The sequence below is a fragment of the Pseudomonas sp. MWU16-30317 genome, from assembly GCF_020515695.1.
Taxonomy (GTDB): Bacteria; Pseudomonadota; Gammaproteobacteria; order Pseudomonadales; family Pseudomonadaceae; genus Aquipseudomonas.
This window is the reverse complement of sequence record NZ_JAIWJA010000003.1, coordinates 126,141-147,715: the sequence shown is the minus strand read 5'-3', so window position 1 is coordinate 147,715 and position 21,575 is coordinate 126,141. Positions and strand designations below refer to the sequence as shown.

At 59.7% G+C, this 21,575-nt stretch carries 22 protein-coding genes; 4 read left to right on the top strand and 18 right to left on the bottom strand.

What is annotated here, in order from left to right; all coding sequences use genetic code 11:
* Positions 1 to 178: 178 nt before the first annotated feature.
* From glmS to LIX93_RS09725, 18 genes are all read right to left on the bottom strand, one after another.
* Positions 179 to 2,011 carry a glutamine--fructose-6-phosphate transaminase (isomerizing) gene (gene glmS / locus LIX93_RS09810; RefSeq protein WP_226503845.1) on the bottom strand — a complete coding sequence of 611 codons (1,833 nt, stop codon included), beginning with the start codon at positions 2,009 to 2,011 and terminating at the stop codon, positions 179 to 181.
* A gap of 5 nt (positions 2,012 to 2,016) precedes the next feature.
* The gene (locus LIX93_RS09805; protein WP_226504440.1) at positions 2,017 to 2,793 is read right to left on the bottom strand and encodes a DeoR family transcriptional regulator; all 777 of its coding nucleotides are present in this window, start codon (positions 2,791 to 2,793) and stop codon (positions 2,017 to 2,019) included.
* 243 nt (positions 2,794 to 3,036) lie between these two features.
* The gene (gene glmU, locus LIX93_RS09800) at positions 3,037 to 4,404 is read right to left on the bottom strand and encodes a bifunctional UDP-N-acetylglucosamine diphosphorylase/glucosamine-1-phosphate N-acetyltransferase GlmU (protein ID WP_226503844.1); all 1,368 of its coding nucleotides are present in this window, start codon (positions 4,402 to 4,404) and stop codon (positions 3,037 to 3,039) included.
* A 115-nt stretch (positions 4,405 to 4,519) separates the two neighbouring features.
* Positions 4,520 to 4,948, bottom strand: a complete 429-nt coding sequence (locus tag LIX93_RS09795; protein WP_226503843.1) for a F0F1 ATP synthase subunit epsilon — start codon at positions 4,946 to 4,948, stop codon at positions 4,520 to 4,522.
* A gap of 44 nt (positions 4,949 to 4,992) precedes the next feature.
* A complete protein-coding gene (atpD, locus tag LIX93_RS09790; RefSeq protein ID WP_226503842.1) occupies positions 4,993 to 6,372 on the bottom strand; it encodes a F0F1 ATP synthase subunit beta in 1,380 nt (459 codons plus the stop codon).
* A 27-nt stretch (positions 6,373 to 6,399) separates the two neighbouring features.
* On the bottom strand, positions 6,400 to 7,260 hold the full coding sequence (gene atpG, locus LIX93_RS09785; RefSeq protein ID WP_226503841.1) for a F0F1 ATP synthase subunit gamma: 861 nt from the start codon (positions 7,258 to 7,260) through the stop codon (positions 6,400 to 6,402).
* 50 nt (positions 7,261 to 7,310) lie between these two features.
* On the bottom strand, positions 7,311 to 8,855 hold the full coding sequence (atpA, locus tag LIX93_RS09780; protein WP_226503840.1) for a F0F1 ATP synthase subunit alpha: 1,545 nt from the start codon (positions 8,853 to 8,855) through the stop codon (positions 7,311 to 7,313).
* Positions 8,856 to 8,876: 21 nt separating this feature from the next.
* Positions 8,877 to 9,413, bottom strand: a complete 537-nt coding sequence (locus LIX93_RS09775; RefSeq protein WP_226503839.1) for a F0F1 ATP synthase subunit delta — start codon at positions 9,411 to 9,413, stop codon at positions 8,877 to 8,879.
* A gap of 12 nt (positions 9,414 to 9,425) precedes the next feature.
* Positions 9,426 to 9,896 carry a F0F1 ATP synthase subunit B gene (locus LIX93_RS09770; protein WP_226503838.1) on the bottom strand — a complete coding sequence of 157 codons (471 nt, stop codon included), beginning with the start codon at positions 9,894 to 9,896 and terminating at the stop codon, positions 9,426 to 9,428.
* Between the two features lie 57 nt (positions 9,897 to 9,953).
* Positions 9,954 to 10,211, bottom strand: coding sequence for a F0F1 ATP synthase subunit C (gene atpE / locus LIX93_RS09765; protein WP_194788647.1), 258 nt, complete (start codon positions 10,209 to 10,211; stop codon positions 9,954 to 9,956).
* Between the two features lie 93 nt (positions 10,212 to 10,304).
* Positions 10,305 to 11,174 (bottom strand): F0F1 ATP synthase subunit A, encoded by an 870-nt coding sequence (gene atpB, locus LIX93_RS09760; RefSeq protein WP_226503837.1) that lies wholly within the window; start codon positions 11,172 to 11,174, stop codon positions 10,305 to 10,307.
* A 16-nt stretch (positions 11,175 to 11,190) separates the two neighbouring features.
* Positions 11,191 to 11,598, bottom strand: a complete 408-nt coding sequence (locus tag LIX93_RS09755; RefSeq protein ID WP_226503836.1) for a F0F1 ATP synthase subunit I — start codon at positions 11,596 to 11,598, stop codon at positions 11,191 to 11,193.
* A gap of 149 nt (positions 11,599 to 11,747) precedes the next feature.
* Positions 11,748 to 12,620, bottom strand: coding sequence for a ParB/RepB/Spo0J family partition protein (locus LIX93_RS09750; protein ID WP_226503835.1), 873 nt, complete (start codon positions 12,618 to 12,620; stop codon positions 11,748 to 11,750).
* A 9-nt stretch (positions 12,621 to 12,629) separates the two neighbouring features.
* Entirely contained in the window at positions 12,630 to 13,421 is a 792-nt protein-coding gene (locus LIX93_RS09745; protein WP_226503834.1) for a ParA family protein, read from the bottom strand.
* Positions 13,422 to 13,439: 18 nt separating this feature from the next.
* Positions 13,440 to 14,087 (bottom strand): 16S rRNA (guanine(527)-N(7))-methyltransferase RsmG, encoded by a 648-nt coding sequence (gene rsmG / locus LIX93_RS09740; RefSeq protein WP_226503833.1) that lies wholly within the window; start codon positions 14,085 to 14,087, stop codon positions 13,440 to 13,442.
* On the bottom strand, positions 14,084 to 15,982 hold the full coding sequence (gene mnmG / locus LIX93_RS09735) for a tRNA uridine-5-carboxymethylaminomethyl(34) synthesis enzyme MnmG (RefSeq protein WP_226503832.1): 1,899 nt from the start codon (positions 15,980 to 15,982) through the stop codon (positions 14,084 to 14,086). The genes rsmG and mnmG overlap by 4 nt, the downstream gene beginning before the upstream one ends.
* Before the next feature lie 453 nt (positions 15,983 to 16,435).
* The gene (msrA, locus tag LIX93_RS09730; protein ID WP_226503831.1) at positions 16,436 to 17,143 is read right to left on the bottom strand and encodes a peptide-methionine (S)-S-oxide reductase MsrA; all 708 of its coding nucleotides are present in this window, start codon (positions 17,141 to 17,143) and stop codon (positions 16,436 to 16,438) included.
* Positions 17,144 to 17,280: 137 nt separating this feature from the next.
* Positions 17,281 to 17,577, bottom strand: coding sequence for a pentapeptide MXKDX repeat protein (locus LIX93_RS09725; protein ID WP_226503830.1), 297 nt, complete (start codon positions 17,575 to 17,577; stop codon positions 17,281 to 17,283).
* A 156-nt stretch (positions 17,578 to 17,733) separates the two neighbouring features.
* Here LIX93_RS09725 and LIX93_RS09720 point away from each other — a divergent pair, with 156 nt between their 5' ends.
* The 4 genes from LIX93_RS09720 (at position 17,734) to LIX93_RS09705 (ending at position 21,439) form a co-directional block, all read left to right on the top strand.
* Positions 17,734 to 18,465 (top strand): response regulator transcription factor, encoded by a 732-nt coding sequence (locus LIX93_RS09720; RefSeq protein WP_226503829.1) that lies wholly within the window; start codon positions 17,734 to 17,736, stop codon positions 18,463 to 18,465.
* Entirely contained in the window at positions 18,462 to 19,919 is a 1,458-nt protein-coding gene (locus LIX93_RS09715) for a HAMP domain-containing sensor histidine kinase (RefSeq protein ID WP_226503828.1), read from the top strand. The genes LIX93_RS09720 and LIX93_RS09715 overlap by 4 nt, the downstream gene beginning before the upstream one ends.
* A gap of 68 nt (positions 19,920 to 19,987) precedes the next feature.
* Positions 19,988 to 20,494, top strand: coding sequence for a sigma-70 family RNA polymerase sigma factor (locus LIX93_RS09710; RefSeq protein ID WP_226503827.1), 507 nt, complete (start codon positions 19,988 to 19,990; stop codon positions 20,492 to 20,494).
* Positions 20,495 to 21,439, top strand: a complete 945-nt coding sequence (locus LIX93_RS09705; RefSeq protein ID WP_226503826.1) for a FecR domain-containing protein — start codon at positions 20,495 to 20,497, stop codon at positions 21,437 to 21,439.
* Positions 21,440 to 21,575 lie beyond the last annotated feature (136 nt).

The following is a 21,575-nucleotide window of genomic DNA, read 5'->3' as shown; positions in this document are numbered from 1 at the left end:
TCGTGAAGCGGCTAGAACGCCGGCAGATCCTGAGTGATCACTTGCAGCAAGTAATTCGGTTCGCCAAGAAGCCGAAGCATCCATGCCACGGTTGGGGATATCTACCCAGCGACAGATCCTATTTAGATGCGACAGTTTTTATTTCGCAGGATCAACAGTTGATCCATTCCTGACGCTATCACTCCACCGTCACCGACTTCGCCAAATTCCTCGGCTGATCTACATCCGTCCCTTTCAACACCGCCACATAATACGACAGCAATTGCAGCGGCAAGGTGTACAGAATCGGCGCCAGCGCATCATGGATATGCGGCATCGCCACCACCCGAGTCCCCGGCCCATCGGCGAAGTGCGCCTGCTCATCCGCAAACACAACTAGTTCACCCCCACGAGCGCGGACTTCCTGCAGGTTGGACTTGAGCTTTTCCAGCAGCTCGTTGTTCGGCGCCACGGTGACCACAGGCATGTCGGCATCCACCAGTGCCAACGGGCCATGCTTGAGTTCACCGGCCGGGTACGCTTCCGCGTGGATGTAGGAAATTTCCTTGAGCTTGAGGGCGCCTTCCATCGCTACCGGGAACTGCGCGCCGCGGCCGAGGAACAGGGTGTGGTGCTTCTCGGCGAACAGTTTGGCGACTTCTTCGACGGTGCTGTCCATGGCCAGGGCTTCGCCGAGGCGGGTCGGCAGGCGGCGCAGTTCGGCCACCAGTTCGGCTTCGACGCCGTCCTCCAAGGTGCCTTTGACCTGGCCGATGGAAAGGGTCAGCAGCATCAAGGCGACCAGTTGAGTGGTGAAGGCCTTGGTGGAGGCGACGCCGATTTCCGGGCCGGCCTGGGTGAGCAGGGTCAGGTCCGATTCACGGACCAGCGAGCTGATGCCGACGTTGCAGATCGCCAGGCTGCCGAGGAAGCCCAGCGCCTTGGCGTTGCGCAGGGCGGCCAGGGTGTCGGCGGTTTCGCCGGACTGGGAGATGGAGACGAACAGGGTGTCGGGCTGCACCACCACGCGGCGGTAGCGGAATTCGCTGGCAACTTCGACCTGGCAGGGAATGCCCGCCAGGCCTTCGAGCCAGTAACGGGCGACCATGCCGGCGTGGTAGCTGGTGCCGCAGGCGACGATCTGCACGTTGCGCACTTTGGCGAACAGCTCGGCGGCCTGTGGGCCGAAAGCCTGCACCAGTACGCTGTCCTGGCCGAGGCGGCCTTCGAGGGTGCGCTGCACGACTTTGGGCTGCTCGTGGATTTCCTTGAGCATGAAGTGGCGGTATTCACCCTTGTCGGCGGCTTCGGCGCCTTCGTGGTACTGCACGGCTTCGCGTTGTACGGCGTGGCCGCTAGCGTCCCAGATGTGCACGCTGTCGCGACGAATGTCGGCGATATCGCCCTCTTCGAGGTACATGAAGCGGTCGGTGACCTGGCGCAGCGCCAACTGGTCGGAGGCGAGGAAGTTCTCGCCCAGGCCGAGGCCGATCACCAGCGGGCTGCCGCTGCGGGCCGCCACCAAGCGATCAGGCTGAGCCAAGTGGATCGCCGCCAGGCCGTAGGCGCCGTGCAGTTGCTTGACCGTGGCCTTGAGCGCATCGGCGATGTCCGGCACGGTTTTCAGGGTGTGGTGGAGCAGGTGGGCGATGACTTCGGTGTCGGTCTCGGAAGCGAAGATGTAACCCTGGGCACTCAGCAGCTCGCGCAGCGCTTCGTGGTTCTCGATGATGCCGTTGTGCACAACGGCCACATCCCCGGAGAAGTGCGGATGGGCGTTGCGTTCGTTGGGCGCGCCATGGGTAGCCCAGCGGGTGTGAGCGATGCCGAGCTTGCCGACCAGCGGTTCAGCGGCCAGGGAGGCTTCGAGTTCGCTGACCTTGCCGGTACGGCGGCGGCGTTGCAGTTGGCCATCGTTGCTGACGACTGCCACGCCGGCGCTGTCGTAGCCGCGGTATTCAAGACGTTTCAGGCCTTCGAGGAGGATGGCCGTGATGTTGCGCTCAGCGATGGCGCCAACGATTCCACACATGTTTATTACTCCTGATTGACGGCGGCGATAATGAGGTTGATGCCGCGGGCCTGAATCTGGTCGCGAGCCTCGAGGGGCAGACGATCATCGGTGATAAGGGTATGTACGCTGCCCCAGGGCAGCTCGAGATTGGGGATCTTGCGCCCGACCTTGTCGGACTCGACCATAACGATCACTTCGCGCGCGACTTCGGCCATGACCCGGCTCAGTCCCAACAGCTCGTTGAAGGTGGTGGTTCCACGTTGCAGGTCGATGCCATCGGCGCCGATGAACAGTTGGTCGAAATCATAGGAGCGCAGCACTTGTTCAGCGACTTGACCCTGGAACGACTCGGAATGCGGGTCCCAGGTGCCGCCGGTCATCAATAGTACCGGCTCATGTTCGAGCTCGCTCAGGGCGCTGGCGACATTGAGCGAATTGGTCATGACCACCAGGCCGGGCTGCAGCCCCAGGTGCGGGATCATCGCGGCGGTGGTACTGCCACTGTCGATGATGATGCGCGCGTGTTCCTTGATGCGTTGCACGGCTGCATGGGCGATGGCCTGTTTATACACAGACACCGGCTGGGCGACCTCGCTGATCAGTTCCTGAGGCATGGTCACCGCGCCGCCGTAACGACGCAGCAGCAGGCCATTACTCTCCAGAGCGGCCAGGTCCTTGCGGATTGTGACTTCGGAGGTTTCGAACCGTTTGGCCAAGTTATCCACACTGACTTCACCCTGCTCGTTGAGCAAGGCGAGGATATTGTGGCGACGTTGGGGAGTGTTTCGTTTCGACATGATTGCTATAAGTTTCGGTTCGAAAGTTAATGAGCGCAATCAAAACCCAAAATGGTTAATGGGTCAAGGGGGGAGATGTGAAACACAGCTGTGGATAACTATTTTGGGATGGTGGTGATCTCAGGGCCGTCTTCGCGGGCAAGCCTTGCTCCTACAGGTGAACGACTCAGTATCGACTTGCACTGTGGAAGCAAAGCTTGCTCGCGGAGGGGCCGGTTCGGGCCACCTCAAAGCTCTGTGGATATCTCAGGGCTTGCGGATCTTCACCGGCCGCGCCCAGCCTTCAATATTGCGCTGACGGGCGCGGGCGACAGCCAGTTGGCTCTCCGGCACATCCTGGGTAATAGTCGAACCCGCCGCCGTGGTAGCCCCCGCAGAGATATCCACAGGAGCCACCAGCGAGTTGTTCGAACCGATAAACACGTCCGCCCCCATGGTGGTGCGCCACTTGTTCACACCGTCGTAGTTGCAGGTGATGGTACCGGCACCGATATTGGTGCGCGCGCCGATATCGGCATCGCCCAGATAACTCAGGTGGCCCGCCTTGGCGCCCTCCCCCAGCACGGCATTCTTCAGCTCGACAAAGTTACCCACATGAGCACGCGCGCCCAGCACAGTACCCGGGCGCAATCGCGCAAACGGGCCGGCATCGCTACCCTCGCCCATTACCGCGCCATCCAGATGACTGTTGGCCTTGACCACCGCGCCCTTGCGCAGGGTGCTGTCCTTGATGGTGCAGTTGGCGCCGATCACCACGTCGTCCTCGATGATGACTCGACCTTCGAGCACCACGTTGACGTCAATCAGCACGTCACGGCCCACCGTGACCTCACCGCGTACGTCGAAACGTGCCGGGTCGCGCAGGGTCACACCCGCCGCCATCACGCGCCGCGCTTGGCGCCACTGGTAGTGACGCTCGAGCTCGGCGAGCTGCTTGCGATCGTTGGCGCCCTGCACTTCCATCGGATCCTGAGCGGTCTCGGTGGCGACCACCAGGCCATCGGCCACGGCCATGGCAATCACGTCGGTGAGGTAGTACTCACCCTGGGCGTTATGATTCGACAGGCTGCCCAGCCACTGCGCCAGACGCGCGGCAGGCACAGCGAGAATCCCGGTATTGCCCTCGCAGATCGCACGTTGCGCCTCGGTCGCGTCCTTGTGCTCGACGATCGCCTGTACGCTGCCCTGTGTATCACGCACGATGCGGCCATAGCCGGTCGGGTCAGGCAGGTTGACCGTCAGCAGGGCCAGTTGATCGGGCGTGACCTTGGTCAGCAAGCGCTGCAAGGTCGCCACTTCGATCAGCGGCACATCGCCATAGAGGATCAGCACGGTATCGGCGCTCAGGTTCGGCAGCGCCTGCGCCACGGCGTGGCCGGTGCCAAGTTGCTGGTCCTGCAGCACGAAGCTCAAGTCGTCGGCGGCCAGGCGCTCACGGACCTGCTCGGCACCGTGGCCAATCACCACATGGATGCCCTGTGGGTCCAGCTGGCGGGCGCTGTGGATAACATGGCCGAGCATCGAGTTGCCGGCGACGGGATGCAACACCTTCGGCAAAGCCGAGCGCATCCGCGTGCCTTGGCCTGCGGCGAGAATGACGATATCAAGGGACATTGACGAGCTACCAATCCTGAGCGGCCAGTGTGCGTGACCGATGAATGAAGGGGGCGGAAAAAGAAAAAGGGTAGCCGAGGCTACCCTTTTACTCAATCGCGCACAAAGCGCAGCCTTAGTGGCCGTACTTCTTGCGAATCTGCTGGACGGTGCGCAGCTGAGCTGTCGCCTCGGCCAGACGTGCAGCAGCAGCGCCGTAGTCGAAATCAGCACCCTGTTCATTCAGCGCTTTCTGCGCTTCTTGAACAGCCAGCTGAGAAGCGGCTTCGTCCAGGTCGGCAGCACGTTGCACGGTGTCGGCAAGAACCTTGACCATGTTCGGCTGAACCTCGAGGAAACCACCCGAGATGTAGAACACCTCTTCTTCTGCGCCGTCCTGCTTGATCAGGCGGATAGGGCCTGGCTTCAAGCTGGTGATCAGCGGGGCGTGGCCAAGAGTGATACCGAGATCACCCAAAGCACCGTGCGCAATCACCATCTCCACCTGACCGGAAAAGATTTCTCCTTCCGCGCTGACGATGTCGCAATGGACTGTCATAGCCATCTGCTTGCCTCAACCTGATGAGCGCCCGTTGCCGGGCGCCGAAATTACAGTTTCTTGGCTTTCTCGATTGCTTCTTCGATCGGCCCGACCATGTAGAACGCTTGCTCTGGCAAGTGGTCGTAGTCACCGCGCAGGATGCCGGAGAAGCCAGCAATGGTGTCTTTCAGGGAAATGTACTTACCCGATGCACCGGTGAAGACTTCAGCCACGAAGAACGGCTGCGACAGGAAGCGCTGAATCTTACGAGCGCGGGATACGAGTTGCTTGTCGGTTTCCGACAGCTCGTCCATACCCAGGATCGCGATGATGTCTTTCAGCTCTTTGTAGCGCTGCAGCACGTACTGAACGCCGCGAGCGGTGTCGTAGTGCTCCTGGCCGACGACGTCCGGGTCCAGCTGGCGCGAAGTCGAGTCCAGTGGATCGACCGCTGGGTAGATACCCAGGGAGGCGATGTCACGGGACAGTACGACGGTGGCGTCCAAGTGGGCGAACGTGGTGGCTGGCGACGGGTCGGTCAAGTCATCCGCAGGTACGTATACAGCTTGTACCGAGGTGATCGAACCGGACTTGGTCGAAGTGATGCGCTCTTGCAGCACGCCCATCTCTTCGGCCAGCGTCGGCTGGTAACCCACTGCGGAAGGCATACGGCCCAGCAGTGCGGATACTTCAGTACCGGCCAGGGTGTAACGGTAGATGTTGTCGACGAACAGCAGAACGTCGTTGCCTTCGTCACGGAACTTCTCGGCCATGGTCAGGCCAGTCAGTGCGACGCGCAGACGGTTGCCCGGCGGCTCGTTCATCTGACCGTAGACCAGTGCCACTTTGTCCAGAACGTTGGAGTCCTTCATCTCGTGATAGAAGTCGTTACCTTCACGAGTACGCTCACCCACACCGGCGAACACGGAATAACCGCTGTGTTCCATCGCGATGTTACGGATCAGTTCCATCATGTTGACGGTCTTGCCGACACCGGCACCACCGAACAGACCGACTTTACCGCCCTTGGCGAACGGGCAGATCAGGTCGATGACCTTGATGCCGGTTTCCAGCAGGTCGTTGCCGCCCGCTTGTTCCGCGAAGGTAGGAGCGGCGCGGTGGATACCCCAGCGCTCGTCGGTGTCGATCGGGCCAGCTTCGTCGATCGGATTGCCGAGCACGTCCATGATCCGGCCCAGGGTCGCTTTACCGACCGGTACGGAGATGGCTGCGCCGGAGTCGGTCACTTCCAGACCGCGTTTCAGGCCTTCGGTGGAACCCATGGCGATGGTACGAACCACGCCGTCGCCCAGCTGCTGCTGAACTTCGAGGGTAGTGCCAGCTTCGCTTATGACTTTCAAAGCGTTGTAGATGCTCGGTACGCTGTCACGTGGAAATTCCACGTCGATGACGGCGCCGATGATTTGAACGATACGTCCGCTACTCATAGCAGGATCCTCTGAATATTTGAACCGTTAAACCGCGGCAGCGCCGCCGACGATTTCCGAGATCTCTTGGGTGATCGCAGCCTGACGCGCCTTGTTGTAAATCAACTGGAGGTCCTTGATCAGGTCTCCGGCGTTGTCGGTTGCATTCTTCATTGCGATCATCCGCGCGGCTTGTTCAGCAGCGTTGTTCTCGACCACCGCCTGGTACACCTGCGATTCCACGTAACGCACCATCAGGCCGTCAAGCAGCTCTTTGGCGTCGGGTTCGTAGAGGTAATCCCAGTGGTGCTTGAGATCCTGATCCGGGGTTGCCACCAACGGGATCAACTGCTCCACCGTCGGTTTTTGCGTCATGGTATTGATGAACTTGTTGGATACCACGGACAGGCGATCGATACGGCCTTCCAGGTAAGCATCCAGCATGACCTTGACGCTGCCGATCAAGTCATTGATCGACGGCTCTTCACCCAGGTGGCTGATAGCAGCGACGACGTTGCCGCCGAAGTTGCGGAAAAACGCCGCACCTTTGCTACCGACCACACACAGGTCGATCTCTACGCCATTTTCGCGGTTTACCGCCATGTCCTTGACCAAGGCCTTGAACAGGTTGGTATTCAAGCCGCCGCACAGACCACGGTCACTGCTCACTACCACATAACCGACGCGCTTTACTTCGCGATCGATCATGAACGAGTGGCGGTATTCCGGGTTGGCGTTGGCGAGATGCCCAATCACCTGGCGGATACGCTCCGCGTAAGGACGGCTGGCTGCCATGCGCATTTGTGCCTTGCGCATTTTGCTGACCGCCACTTTCTCCATGGCGCTGGTAATCTTTTGCGTGCTTTTGATGCTCGCAATCTTACTGCGAATCTCTTTTGCGCCTGCCATGTAACACCTATCAGGTTAGCAAGCGGAGGCCTTGCGGCCTCCGCTGCGGCTTACCAGGTTTGGGTGGCCTTGAACTTCTCGATACCGGCTTTCATGCCAGCGTCGATTTCGTCATTGAAGTCACCCTTCACGTTGATCTTCGCCATCAGTTCGGCGTGATCGCGGTTGAAGAAAGCAATCAGCGCTTGTTCGAAGCTGCCGATCTTGGTGATTTCAACGTCAGTCAGGAACCCACGCTCAGCGGCATACAGCGACAGCGCCATGTCAGCGATCGACATTGGTGCGTATTGCTTCTGCTTCATCAGCTCGGTAACGCGCTGACCATGCTCAAGTTGCTTGCGGGTCGCTTCGTCCAGGTCAGAAGCGAACTGGGCGAATGCCGCCAGTTCACGGTACTGAGCCAGAGCGGTACGGATACCACCGGAGAGCTTCTTGATAATCTTGGTCTGAGCGGCACCACCCACACGGGATACCGAAACACCGGCGTTCACTGCTGGGCGGATGCCCGAGTTGAACATGGCCGATTCCAGGAAGATCTGACCGTCAGTGATGGAAATCACGTTGGTCGGAACGAACGCGGAAACGTCGCCAGCCTGGGTTTCGATGATCGGCAGTGCGGTCAGCGAGCCGGTTTTGCCGGTCACTGCGCCGTTGGTGAACTTCTCTACGTACTCTTCCGAAACACGCGATGCGCGCTCCAGCAGACGGGAGTGGAGATAGAACACGTCGCCTGGGTAAGCTTCACGGCCTGGTGGACGGCGCAGCAGCAGGGAAATCTGGCGGTAAGCCACTGCTTGCTTGGACAGATCGTCATAAACGATCAGCGCGTCTTCACCGCGGTCGCGGAAGTATTCGCCCATGGTGCAACCGGAGTACGGAGCCAGGAACTGCAGTGCTGCAGATTCCGAAGCGCTCGCGGCAACGACGATGGTGTTAGCCAGCGCGCCGTTTTCTTCCAGCTTGCGAACCACGTTGGCGATGGTAGATTGCTTCTGACCGATTGCCACGTAGACGCAGAAAATACCGCTGTCTTTCTGGTTGATGATCGCGTCGATCGCCAGAGCGGTCTTGCCGATCTGACGGTCACCGATGATCAGCTCGCGCTGGCCACGGCCGACAGGGATCATGGCATCGACAGCCTTGTAGCCAGTCTGTACAGGCTGGTCTACCGACTTACGCCAGATCACGCCTGGAGCAACTTTCTCGACCGCGTCGGTCTCGGTGTTGTTCAGCGGACCTTTGCCATCGACAGGGTTGCCCAGTGCGTCGACGACGCGACCCAGCAGTTCCTTACCAACAGGAACTTCCAGGACACGGCCGGTGCACTTGGCGCGCATGCCTTCAGCCAGCGACTGGTAGGAGCCCAGTACCACGGCGCCTACGGAGTCTTGCTCCAGGTTGAGCGCCATACCGTAGACACCGCCTGGAAACTCGATCATTTCGCCGTACATGACGTCGGCCAGACCGTGAATCCGTACGATACCGTCAGACACGCTGACGACAGTGCCTTCGTTACGGGCTTGAGAGGTCACATCGAGTTTTTCGATGCGGCCCTTGATGATTTCACTTATTTCGGAAGGATTGAGTTGCTGCATTGCTCTGCTGCCCCTTCAAACTCAAGATTTCAATGCTTCAGCAAGTTTCGCGATTTTGCCGCGAATCGAGCCATCGATAACCAGGTCGCCGGCACGGATGACGACACCACCAATCAGGGCAGCGTCCTCCGCAACTTGCAGGCGCACTTCCCGGTTGAGTCGTGCACTGAGAACCTTGGCGAGTTTGTCTTGCTGTTCTTGGTTCAACGCGAAGGCACTGGTGACTTCCACATCGATCGTTTTCTCTTGCTCGGCCTTGTACAGCTCGAACAGCGCGGCTATCTCTGGAAGAATCGAGAGACGGTCGTTTTCAGCAACGATGTGAATGAAATTCTGTGCCTGGGCATCGAACTTGTCACCGCACACGTCAATAAACGTGGCGGCCTTGTCTGCGCTCGTCAGTCGCGGGGCCTTGAGTACGCGCTGCATGGTGTCATCTTGTGACACCGCTGCAGCCAGGCCGAGCATGGCTGACCAATTGGCCAGTTGCTGGTGGGCCTGAGCGTGCTCGAAGGCCGCCTTAGCGTAAGGTCGGGCCAACGTGGTCAGTTCTGCCATGATCGCCCTCGCTTAAATTTCAGTAGCCAGTTTGTTAACCAGCTCCGCGTGCGCGTTTTGATCGATTGTGGCACCCAGTATCTTCTCGGCGCCGCCGACTGCCAGCAAGCCCACTTGGGCACGCAGCGCGTCTTTGAGGCCATTCAGTTCCTGCTCGATCTCGGCCTGAGCCTGGACCTTCACACGGTCAGCGTCGACACGGGCCTTTTCAACGGCCTCTTCGACGATCTGGTTACCGCGCTTCTTGGCCTGCTCAATGATTTCAGCTGCTTGAGCTTTCGCGTCGCGCAGTTGTTGACCCGCTTTCTCTTGGGCCAACTCCAGGTCGCGAGCTGCTCGGCTGGCAGCGTCCAATCCATCAGCGATCTTCTTCTGACGTTCGTGCAAAGCCGCGATGACCGGAGGCCACACGAACTTCATGCAGAACAGCACAAAGATGAAGAACGCAACGGACTGGCCAATCAGGGTTGCATTAATGTTCACGCCAACACCTCGCTCGTTCTTTGTCCATCACACCACATCACTCGAAAATTCGAGTGATTAGCCAGCGATTTGGGCAACGAAGGGGTTTGCGAAGGTGAAGAACAGTGCGATACCAACGCCGATCATGGTCACGGCGTCGAGCAGACCGGCGACGATGAACATTTTAACTTGCAGCATTGGGACCATTTCTGGCTGACGCGCTGCGCCTTCCAGGAACTTGCCGCCAAGCAGACCAAAGCCGATAGCAGTACCCAGAGCACCCAGGCCGATCAGCAGAGCAACAGCGATAGCGGTTAGACCAACTACAGTTTCCATCTTTCCTCCCGACTTTAACGTCGTATTTGCTAGGTTTTTTTTAATTGAATCGGTAAAGCTGAATCGTTACATCAAGCAGCGCCGAGGCGACACTCAATGGTTATCTTCGTGTGCCATCGACAGGTAGACGATGGTCAGCATCATGAAGATGAACGCCTGCAAGGTGATGATCAGGATGTGGAACACCGCCCACGCCCATTGCAGCACCACGCCCAGACCGCTCAGCCACAGCAGACCACTGCCGAACATGACTGCGATGAGGATGAATACCAGCTCGCCTGCGTACATGTTGCCGAACAACCGCAAGGCCAGAGAGATTGGCTTGGCGATCAGGGTGACGAATTCCAGCAGGAAGTTCACCGGGATCAGCAGGATCTGGATGAAGATATTCTTGCTGCCGAACGGGTGCAGAGTGAGCTCGCCGATGAAGCCGCCCAGGCCCTTGATCTTGATGCTGTAGTAGATGATCAGCGCGAACACGCAGAAGGCCATGGCCAGCGTGGCGTTCGGGTCGGTGGTCGACACGGCGCGGAACGGAATCTCGTGATCACCGGAAATTGCGGCAGCCAGTTGAGGAATCCAGTCGACCGGTACCAGGTCAATGGCGTTCATCATGAAGACCCAGACGAAAATGGTCAGCGCCAGAGGTGCGATCACGGCGTTGCGGCCATGGAAGCTGTCTTTCACGCTGCCATCGACGAACTCGACCAGCACTTCGACGAAGTTCTGCAGAGCACCCGGCTGACCGGACGTGGCTTTTTTACCGGCCGCGCGGAAAATCAGGATGAAGATCAGGCCCAGCCCGAACGACCAACCCAATGTATCCAGGTGGAATGCCCAAAAGCCCATCTCCTTGGCCTGTGCAGCGGAGTGAGCAAAGCCCCATCCGCCTTCCGGTAGCTGCCCGAAGGTCAGGTTCATCAAGTGGTGCTGGATATAGCCCGAAGCGGTTTCTGCTGCCATGGTTGCCTCAAACGCCCTAAGGTCTCGAAAGTCTTGTTCTCATCAGCAGAGGTGAAAACCAGCTGACCGCCTGTGTCAGCAAGACAACGCCGAATACTGCCAGCGGTGCCAAGGGTTTCACGCCTGCAAACGTCAGTGCGAAGAGCACTGCCGTCAGAATTATTTTGCCCGCCTCGCCGGCATAAAATGACCGGACGATGACTTGCGCTGATCTGGCGCCGGTAAACCGGAAAGCCTTGTACGCGAAATACAGATTAGGCAGCCAGATGATCAAGCCTCCGCAAAGACCCGAGTACCCACTGACTGCCCCGTGCCACTGCCACAGCCCCAACGCTGCGAGCAAAAACACGGCAAATTGCACCATCAGGAGCGGAAAAACTGCCCAGCGATGGAACGGCAGCCTGTTTAGCGTGCGGGTTTCCATCGTGTTGGCTCCTGTTGGGTCGGCGTGCCGTAAATCAATGACTTGGCATAAATTGTGCCGACAAAATGCGCGCAGAGTATAGGGGCGGTTAAGCCCCTATTCAACTGCCGGGTAGTGATTTCCGACTGGCCGCTACAAACTCAATTGTTTCAACGGATGTGCGCAAGCACTCCTTGAAGCTCATCGAGCGAGTTGTATTTGATCACCAGCTGGCCCTTGCCCTTCTGTCCGTGGCGGATCTGCACCGCAGAGCCTAGGCGTTCGGCCAGTTTCTGCTCGAGGCGAGTGATATCCGGATCGGGTTTTGCCGCTTCAACAGGCTGCGGTTTGCCACTCAACCACTGGCGCACCAGTGCCTCGGTCTGACGAACTGTAAGGCCTCGTGCGACAACGTGTCGCGCCCCTTCGACCTGCTGTTCTTCGGGCAAGCCGAGCAAAGCGCGAGCGTGACCCATTTCCAGATCGCCATGGGCCAGCATGGTCTTGATGACCTCTGGCAAGGCGATCAGACGCATCAGGTTGGCCACCGTCACGCGGGATTTACCCACCACGTCGGCGACCTGCTGCTGAGTCAGGTTGAATTCCTGCTGCAGGCGCGCCAGGGCATTGGCTTCTTCGACCGGGTTGAGGTCTTCGCGCTGGATGTTCTCGATCAGCGCCATGGCGATGGCGGTTTCGTCCGGCACATCACGAACCATGGCCGGGATGGTTTCCATCCCGGCCTGCTGGCTCGCACGCCAGCGGCGTTCACCGGCGATGATTTCGAATCGGTCACCAGCGATCGGGCGGACCACGATGGGCTGCATCACGCCTTGGCTCTTGATCGAGTGCGCCAGTTCTTCGAGCGCCTGCGGGTCCATGTCACGGCGCGGCTGGTACTTGCCGCGCTGGATCACGTCCAGGGGCAGGTGCTGGAGTTCTTTCTGGTCGATCTGCACCGCTTGTTCTTCAAGCGAACTGACGGTCGGGCCACTCAGCAGCGCATCCAATCCGCGTCCCAGACCTCGTTTCTTGACGGCCATTTGGATTCCTTAAAGTGCCGCGACGGGGCGTGACGGGCGGCGTTGACGGCGGACCATCTCGCCGGCGAGGGCCAGATAGGCCAGCGCACCCCGGGATTGTTTGTCATAGGCCAATGCGGGCATCCCGAAACTCGGGGCCTCGGCCAGGCGAATGTTGCGCGGAATGACCGTGTCGTACAGCTGTTCGCCAAAGTGCGCCTTGAGTTGCGCGGACACATCGTTGATCAAGCTCAGCCGCGGATCGTACATGGTCCGCAGCAGACCCTCGATTTTCAGTTCGGGGTTGAGCAGTTCGGCGATGCGCTTGATGTTATCCACAAGGTCGCTGAGCCCTTCGAGGGCAAAGTACTCGCACTGCATGGGGATGATCACGCCATCGGCGGCCACCAGTGCGTTGAGGGTCAGCATCGACAGCGACGGCGGGCAGTCGATGAGGATGTAATCGTAGTTTTCCCGCACCGGCGCCAGGGCCGTACGCAGACGGCTCTCTTTCATCTGCATTTCGAGCAGGACGACTTCGGCGGCGGTCAGGTCGCGGTTGGCCGGCAGCAGTTGATAACCGCCGTGTTCGGAGAATTGCATGGCCTCCTGCAGATCGCATTCGCCGATCAACAGGTCGTACACGGAGTTTTCCAGAGTGTGTTTATCCACACCGCTGCCCATGGTGGCGTTGCCCTGCGGATCGAGGTCGATCAACAGCACACGACGCTTGGTCGCAACCAGCGATGCGGCGAGGTTGATGCAGGTGGTGGTCTTGCCCACACCGCCTTTCTGGTTCGCGATTGCTAATACCTTAGCCATTCTTGCTTGTGTTCCCAATCATGCCGTGCGGCGCAGTATCAGCAGATGGCGTTGGCCTTGGCAACCGGGTACGGCCAAGGCGTTTTCGCTATCGAGGTGGAAGTCTGCCGGCAATGCTACCAGTTCGTCGGCAGGATGCAGCCCTTTCATTGCCAACCAGCGCGTTTGCCCGTCGCCGAGGTGGCGAGTCCAGTTGGCAAAGTCTTCCAGACTGCTGAAAGCGCGGGAGACGATGCCGGCGAACGGCTGGGCCGGCTGGAAGTTTTCGGCACGGCTGTGGACAACTTGCAGGTTATCGAGCTTGAGCTCCAGTTTGACCTGGGTCTGGAAGCGGGTTTTCTTGCCGTTGCTGTCCAGCGTGGTCACCTGTTTCTCGGGAAACATGATGGCCAGCGGAATGCCGGGCATGCCGCCGCCACTGCCGACGTCCAGCCAGCTTGGGCTGTCGCCGATGTGCGCAAGGATACTCAGGCTATCGAGCAGATGCCGCGAGACCATTTCGTCCGGATTGCGCACGGCCGTGAGGTTGTAGGCCTTGTTCCATTTTATCAACAGGGCCAGATAACCCAGCAATTGCGCATGCTGCTGCTCGCTGAGTTCGATGCCCAGCGAACGAGCACCTGTGGATAACTCTTCTGCGTGTTGCTCGGTGACCAGAGAACTCAAGCGGTTTGCTCCAACGCACGACCGGCGCCGCGTTTTTTCAGATGAATCAGCAACAACGAGATGGCTGCCGGAGTGACGCCGGGGATGCGCGACGCCTGGCCCAAGGTCTCGGGACGGGTGTTGCCGAGCTTGCCCTGGATTTCCTTCGACAATCCGGAAATCGTCGTGTAGTCGATATCCACAGGCAGACGGGTGTTTTCGCTAGCGCGCAGGCGAGCGATCTCGTCCTGTTGCCGATCGATGTAGCCCGCATACTTGGTCTTGATCTCGACCTGTTCGGCGACCTGTGGATCGATTGCGCCGTTGCCGGTGATATCCACAAGGCCGACGTAGTCGATTTCGGGACGGCTGAGCAGGTTGAGCAGGTTGTATTCGTGGGTCAAAGGGGTGCCGAAACGCGCGGCGATCGAGTCGCCCAATTCGGTGCCCGGGCGCACCCAGGTGTTTTTCAGCCGTTGTTCTTCCTGGGCGATGGCTTCGCGCTTGGTGCAGAACGCCGCCCAACGCGCATCATCGACCAGGCCCAGCTCGCGGCCTTTTTCGGTCAGGCGCAGGTCGGCGTTGTCTTCACGCAGAATCAGGCGGTATTCGGCCCGGGAAGTGAACATCCGGTACGGTTCCTGCGTACCGAGGGTGATCAAGTCGTCGACCAGCACGCCGATGTACGCCTCGTCGCGGCGCGGACACCAGCTTTCGCGGCCCTGCGCACGCAATGCGGCGTTGGCGCCGGCGAGCAGACCTTGCGCGCCCGCCTCTTCGTAACCGGTGGTGCCGTTGATCTGCCCGGCGAAGAACAGCCCGGCGATCACCTTGGTTTCAAGGCTGTACTTCAGGTCCCGCGGGTCGAAGTAGTCATATTCAATGGCGTAGCCGGGTCGCACGATGTGGGCGTTTTCCATACCGCGAATCGAACGCACGATCTGCAACTGCACGTCGAATGGCAATGACGTCGAAATGCCGTTGGGGTACAGCTCATGGGTGGTCAGGCCTTCCGGCTCGATGAACACCTGATGGCTTTCCTTGTCGGCAAAGCGGTGGATCTTGTCTTCAATCGACGGGCAATAACGCGGGCCGATGCCTTCGATTTCGCCAGCAGCCGAGTACATCGGCGAGCGATCGAGGTTGGCCGCGATGATTTCGTGGGTTCGGGCGTTGGTATGGGTGATCCAGCAACTGACCTGGCGTGGATGCTGCTCCTTGGAGCCCATGAACGACATCACCGGAATCGGCGTATCGCCCGGTTGTTCGGTCATTACCGAGAAATCCACCGATTTGCCGTCGATACGCGGTGGCGTGCCGGTCTTCAGGCGCCCTACCCGCAATGGCAACTCGCGCAGCCGATGTGCCAGGGCGATCGAAGGCGGATCACCGGCACGGCCGCCGGAATGGTTCTGCAAACCGATATGGATCAGGCCGCCAAGGAAGGTGCCGACGGTCAATACCACGGAATCGGCCAGAAAACGCAGGCCCATCTGGGTCACCACGCCTTTGACTTCATCCTGCTCGACGATCAGGTCATCACAGGCTTGCTGGAATATCCACAGGTTGGGCTGGTTCTCGAGGATCTCGCGAATGGCCGCCTTGTACAGGATGCGGTCGGCCTGCGCCCGAGTAGCACGCACGGCAGGACCTTTGCGGCCGTTCAGTACGCGGAACTGGATGCCGCCCTTGTCGGTGGCCAGCGCCATGGCGCCGCCGAGCGCATCGATCTCTTTGACCAAGTGGCTTTTACCGATGCCACCGATCGCAGGATTGCAGCTCATCTGCCCGAGCGTTTCCACGTTATGGGTCAGCAGCAGGGTTTTGGCGCCCATGCGTGCTGACGCAAGTGCGGCCTCGGTACCGGCATGACCGCCGCCGATGACGATCACTTCAAAACGGGAAGGGAAATCCACCACGCACCTCGTGCCTGTCTCTGTGGGTAATTGGGATAGCCGACAAGTATAGGGCTTGGTCCCGGTCTAAGGAACCCGTCTGCACAAAAAATAACCAGCTGTGGATAATCGAGAGTAATAGAAATTAAAAAGAAAGAAATTTATTAAAGCTTTGTTTTTATGTTTATTTATACACAGGCCATTTTCTGTGGATAGATCTACACAGCCCTCTATTTACGTGATGTACAGAGATTCAAAAGGTTGTGGTCATGTGCCAATGAGCCTTTGGGATAAACGCCTTAAACCTGTGGATGAAATGGGTGGTTATGCACAGGCGTAGGCATCCACAGCCAGGAAGCCTGGTTATCACCAGAGCTTAGACGGGGTTTTCCACAGGGCTTAATCCACAGATTTGGCAATTCGGGAGGTATGGCGAGGGGGGCGCCCCCGAAAAATGCTCGGGGGCGATGCTGATCAGGGGTTAACCAGCACCGGCTTGTCGCGATAACGGTCTTTGAACGTGGCCTCGAGGGCGGCTACCTTCGGCTGGTCGTTGATCATGATGTAGGGGCTGTAGGGATGCTGGGTCAGGTAATCCTGGTGGTAACCCTCGGCCGGATAGAAGCCCTTAAGGTCCTCGACAGTAGTCACCAGCGGTTTGGACCAGGCCTTGGCGCCATTGAGCTGGGTGATATAGGCCTGAGCGATCTGCCGCTGGCCGGCATCGCTGATGAATATCGTCGAGCGATACTGGGTGCCGCTATCCGGGCCCTGACGATTCAGCTCGGTGGGGTCGTGGACCACCGAAAAGTAGATCTGCAGCAGCTGGCCATAAGTGACCTGGCTCGGGTCGTAGGTCACCTGTACCGACTCGGCATGCCCGGTCTCACCGCTGCCGACTTCTTCATAGTGGGCTGTCTGCGCCTGGCCGCCGGCATAGCCGGAAACCGCTTGGGTCACACCATTGACGTGCTGGAACACGCCCTGCACGCCCCAGAAGCAGCCGCCTGCGAACACGGCGGTTTCACTGTGGACAGTTTTGCCGGGGGTTTCATCCTGCACCGGGGCGGGGATGATGACCGCTTGTTCGGCATGGGCGATGGACGCGCCCAACAGCGCGGTGGCGAACGCGCTCCACTGCAGGGGTTTGCTTAAACGGCGCCAGTTGCGGGGCAGATTCATGGGCGGTGCTCCGGGGCAATGGATGAGTAGTGATGTTGAAGGCACCTTCGCGGGCGAGCCTTGCTCCCGCAGATCCTCAAATCTTGTAGGCGCAAAGCTTGCTCGCGAATAGCCCGGCAAGCCTTGCACAGGGCCGATTACTCTTTAGGCATAGCATCTTTCTTCATGCTGTCCTTGCTCATCGCGTCCTTGCTCATGGGGGCATCTTTCTTCATGCCGTCCTTGCTCATGGGGGCATCTTTCTTCATGCCGTCCTTGCTCATGGCACCTTTACTCATGCTGTCCTTGTGCATCGCATCTTTGGACATGCTGCCGTTGTCTTTGCTCATGGCGCCCTGGGGCGTGGCATCCTTGCTCATGGCGTCGGCGGCGAAGACACTCGCGGTCCCCATGGCCAGGAACAGGGTCAATGCGGTAGTAGTCAGCGTGTTCATGTTGTTCTCCGTAGGGTCGATGGCGCCAGGTGGCGTGCCGCTATAGTCGGCGCACGCCCTTCGCCAAGTCCTCACGCAAAGTTAAATTAAATGTGACAACTCCCCAGGCCAATCTTGGCCACAATGGGCTTTTCCAAAAAGGCGAGAATCAGGCGAATGGAGCGGACCAAGCGGGTACTGATCGTAGAAGACGATGCACACATCGCCGACTTGTTGCGCCTGCACCTCAAGGACGAGGGTTACGCGGTCGAGCACGCCAGCGACGGCACTAAAGGCATGCAACTACTGGAACAGCAGAGCTGGGACGCGCTGGTGCTCGACCTGATGCTGCCCGGCGTCGACGGCCTGGAGATCTGCAAGCGCGCCCGGGCCATGGCCAGCTACACGCCGATCATCATTATCAGCGCCCGTTCCAGCGAAGTGCATCGCATCCTCGGCCTGGAACTGGGCGCGGATGATTACCTGGCCAAGCCGTTTTCCATGCTCGAGCTGGTGGCCAGGGTACGTGCCCTGTTGCGCCGCACCGATGCACTGGCCCGTAATGCCCGGCTGGAGTCCGGCCTGCTGGAAAGTCATGGCGTGGCCATCGATCCGCTGGCCCGCGAGTCTTTCCTGCATGGCAAGGCATTGGGCCTGACGCCACGGGAATTCGACCTGCTGTACTTCTTCGCCCGTCACCCGGACAAAGTGTTCTCGCGCATGGATCTGCTCAACGAGGTATGGGGTTACCAGCACGATGGTTACGAGCACACGGTGAACACCCACATCAATAGGCTACGCACCAAGATCGAAGCGGACCCGGCCAACCCCCAGCGCATCCTCACGGTCTGGGGCCGCGGCTATAAATTCAGCGCCCAGCCTGCGGTCGGCGCCGAGGGCACCTCTTGAGAAGCCTCAGCCTGACCCGGCGTCTGTCACTGGTCTTCGCCCTGTTGCTGATCGCGTGCAGCGGGGTGTCGGTGTGGCTGCAGATCAGCGCCAGCAATCGCCATGAACAAGTGGTGGTGCAAAAGTTGTCCACAGGGCTGGCCGCGCACATCGCCGACACCGCGCAGCTTATGGATGTCGATGGCTGGCGACCCGAAGCCGTGCGCGGTCTGTTCGACAAGCTGATGGCGGTGAATCCGGCCGTAGAGGTGTATTTGCTGGCCAAAGACGGAAGAATCGTCGGCAACGCGGCGCCACCGGGCAAGGTGCAGTTGGAACGCGTCAACCTGGCGCCGATCACCCGTTATCTGAGCGGCGCGGCGCTACCCATCCTGGGTGATGATCCGCGTAATCCACAGGTACAAAAGGTGTTTAGCGCCGCCCCGGTGACGGTCAACGGCCGTGAGGGCGGATATGTTTACGTGGTGTTGCAGGGAGAGGCCCGGGATGCTCTGGTGGCCGCGTTATCCACAGACTCGGTACTGCGGGCGACACTTTGGGCAATGGCGCTTATGGCCCTGTTCAGTCTGATCATGGGCCTGATCGCATTCCGCCTGATTACCCGGCCATTGCGCGATCTGACCCAGGCGGTGGGTAACTTTGATCCTCATGGTGAAGCCGCTGCTGCACTGGGCGGCGGCGAACTTGTCCACAGGGATGAAATATCGACCCTGCGCGCGGCGTTCGCGCAGATGGGCCAGCGTATCACCGCGCAATGGCGTGAACTGTCCACACAGGACCAGCAGCGTCGGGACATGGTCGCCAACATCTCCCACGACCTGCGCACCCCGCTCACCTCCTTGCACGGCTACCTCGAAACCTTGCGCCTCAAGGACCAGACCCTGACTCCCGAAGAACGTCGCCATTATCTGGACATCGCCCTGGGCCAGAGCAGCAAGGTCGGGCGCCTGGCTCAGGAATTGTTCGAGCTGGCGCGCCTGGAGTCCGGGCTGGTGCATCCCGAACTCGAACCCTTCGCCCTGCCCGACCTGGTGCAGGATGTGATGCAGAAATTCGAGTTGGCGGCTGAGGCACGGCAGCAGCGGCTCTCAGTAGAAATGCCACCCGTGCTTCCAGCGGTGCGCGCTGATCTGGGCATGATCGAGCGGGTGCTGACCAACCTGCTCGACAACGCCATCCGCCATAATCCGGCCGGCACGCATATTCTGGTGCGCCTGCAGGCGCAGTTGCCCAGGGTTCAGGTTGAAGTGGCGGACAGCGGCCAAGGCCTGTCACCGCAGGTGCGCAAGGGCTTATTCACCAGGGCCTCGGCGTTGCAGCGGGCGCCGGGAGAAAGTGGCGGGCTGGGCTTGATCATCGTTCAGCGGATGCTGCAGTTGCATGGCAGCGAGGTGCGCCTGATCGAGGCCATACAGCCGGGGACAGTGTTCCGCTTTCATCTGCAAGCCGTTTGAGCGAGGGTATTGTGAGATGTATGAACAAAAGCTAATAATAGGCATTATCATTAGCGTATCTTATTTCCATGCCCTCTCTCCCCCACACCGACGCTGTTCAGCGTATCTATCAGCAGCACCACCACTGGCTGCAAGGGTGGCTGAGGGGACGATTGTCTTGCGCCAGCGATGCCGCCGATGTCGCCCACGATACCTTCGTGCGCATGCTCAGCTCGCGCAGCGCCGATCAGATCCGCGAGCCGCGGGATTATCTGGCCACTGTTGCCCGTGGGCTGGTAATCGATCGGTACCGCCGGCGGGCGATTGAGTCGGCCTATCTGCAGAGCCTTGCCGCTCGCCCAGAACAGGTCGCCCCCAGTGAAGAAGACAAAGCCATTATTCTCGACACCCTGGTGGCTGTGGATAAAACATTGGCGATGCTCGGCGCCCGCACTCAGCGGATATTCCTGTTGTCGCAACTCGACGGGCTGACTTATCAACAGATTGCCGCCCAGCTCGATGTATCCCTGACCACGGTCAAGAAGCACATGATCCGTGCGTTCACCGAGTGCACGCTGATCATGGCGGCGTCCTGAATGGCCAGCCTGCCACAGCGCAAGATCGTCGAAGCGGCTGCGACCTGGTACGTGCAGTTTCAAAGCGAAGCGCCCAGCGACCGGCAACGCCAAGCCTGGCAACGCTGGCTCGACAGCGACCCGGCGCACCGCCTGGCGTGGGAGCAAATGGAGCAGATGCAGCGCCATCTCGGCGCCCTGCCCCGCGAAGCCAGCCGCCGCGCGTTGTCGGCTGGTCAGCAGCGCCGCCAGGTGCTCAAGCTGCTCGCCTTGGTGGGCGCCACGGGTTACCTGGGCTGGAACGTGCAGGATCGCATCAGCCCCGGCGCGCTATGGGCTGACTACCGCACCGCAGTGGGCGCGCACCGCTCGATCGAACTGCCCGACGGCACCCGGGTCGAGCTGAATACCGATACGGCTGTGGATATCTCCTACGATTCTCAGCAACGACTGATCACGTTGCAGCAGGGTGAAATTCTGGTCAGCACCGGTAAGCGCGGTGATGGACGCCCGCTGTATGTGGCAACCCGCGAAGGCCGCGTGCAGGCCCTGGGGACCGTTTTTTCCGTTCGGCAGTTATCCACAGCCACTCGGGTCGGCGTGCTCGAAGACCAGGTACGCCTGTCGCCACGGGATGCGCCGGCCGACGGTCAATGCCTGAAAGCCGGAGAAAGCGCGGAGTTCGACCGCCAGCATGTCTCCCCTCATCAGCCCTATACGGCGTCCCAGGCGGCCTGGGTCAATGGTCAGTTGATCGTGCTGGATGCCACACTTGGCGAGGTCGCCGAGGAGCTGGACCGTTACCGGCCGGGCTCCGTGCGCTGTGAGCCGCAAGCGGCACGTCTGCGGGTGTCGGGGACCTTCAAGGTCAATGACAGCGATGCGGTGCTGAGTAATCTGCAGGCGACACTGCCGATCACCGTCAGCTATTTCACTCGCTATTGGGTCAGCATCAAGCATCGCTGAACACTGGACAGCTTCGCGGACGATTGGCGGTGAGCCTATTCGCGGGCAAACCTTGCTACTACAAACGTCCGGCACGCTTCTGTGGGCGCAAGGCTTGCCTGCGAAGCGCTTGATCTAAAAATAATCCACAGGCCGG

Bases quoted from the DNA above. Each gene is read 5' to 3' on its own strand.
- glmS (WP_226503845.1), bottom strand. From the start codon at position 2,011: ATGTGTGGAATCGTTGGCGCCATCGCTGAGCGCAACATCACGGCCATC.
- glmU (WP_226503844.1), bottom strand. From the start codon at position 4,404: ATGTCCCTTGATATCGTCATTCTCGCCGCAGGCCAAGGCACGCGGATG.
- LIX93_RS09795 (WP_226503843.1), bottom strand. From the start codon at position 4,948: ATGGCTATGACAGTCCATTGCGACATCGTCAGCGCGGAAGGAGAAATC.
- atpD (WP_226503842.1), bottom strand. From the start codon at position 6,372: ATGAGTAGCGGACGTATCGTTCAAATCATCGGCGCCGTCATCGACGTG.
- atpG (WP_226503841.1), bottom strand. From the start codon at position 7,260: ATGGCAGGCGCAAAAGAGATTCGCAGTAAGATTGCGAGCATCAAAAGC.
- atpA (WP_226503840.1), bottom strand. From the start codon at position 8,855: ATGCAGCAACTCAATCCTTCCGAAATAAGTGAAATCATCAAGGGCCGC.
- LIX93_RS09775 (WP_226503839.1), bottom strand. From the start codon at position 9,413: ATGGCAGAACTGACCACGTTGGCCCGACCTTACGCTAAGGCGGCCTTC.
- atpE (WP_194788647.1), bottom strand. From the start codon at position 10,211: ATGGAAACTGTAGTTGGTCTAACCGCTATCGCTGTTGCTCTGCTGATC.
- atpB (WP_226503837.1), bottom strand. From the start codon at position 11,174: ATGGCAGCAGAAACCGCTTCGGGCTATATCCAGCACCACTTGATGAAC.
- LIX93_RS09755 (WP_226503836.1), bottom strand. From the start codon at position 11,598: ATGGAAACCCGCACGCTAAACAGGCTGCCGTTCCATCGCTGGGCAGTT.
- LIX93_RS09750 (WP_226503835.1), bottom strand. From the start codon at position 12,620: ATGGCCGTCAAGAAACGAGGTCTGGGACGCGGATTGGATGCGCTGCTG.
- LIX93_RS09745 (WP_226503834.1), bottom strand. From the start codon at position 13,421: ATGGCTAAGGTATTAGCAATCGCGAACCAGAAAGGCGGTGTGGGCAAG.
- msrA (WP_226503831.1), bottom strand. From the start codon at position 17,143: ATGAATCTGCCCCGCAACTGGCGCCGTTTAAGCAAACCCCTGCAGTGG.
- LIX93_RS09725 (WP_226503830.1), bottom strand. From the start codon at position 17,577: ATGAACACGCTGACTACTACCGCATTGACCCTGTTCCTGGCCATGGGG.
- LIX93_RS09720 (WP_226503829.1), top strand. From the start codon at position 17,734: ATGGAGCGGACCAAGCGGGTACTGATCGTAGAAGACGATGCACACATC.
- LIX93_RS09710 (WP_226503827.1), top strand. From the start codon at position 19,988: ATGCCCTCTCTCCCCCACACCGACGCTGTTCAGCGTATCTATCAGCAG.
- LIX93_RS09705 (WP_226503826.1), top strand. From the start codon at position 20,495: ATGGCCAGCCTGCCACAGCGCAAGATCGTCGAAGCGGCTGCGACCTGG.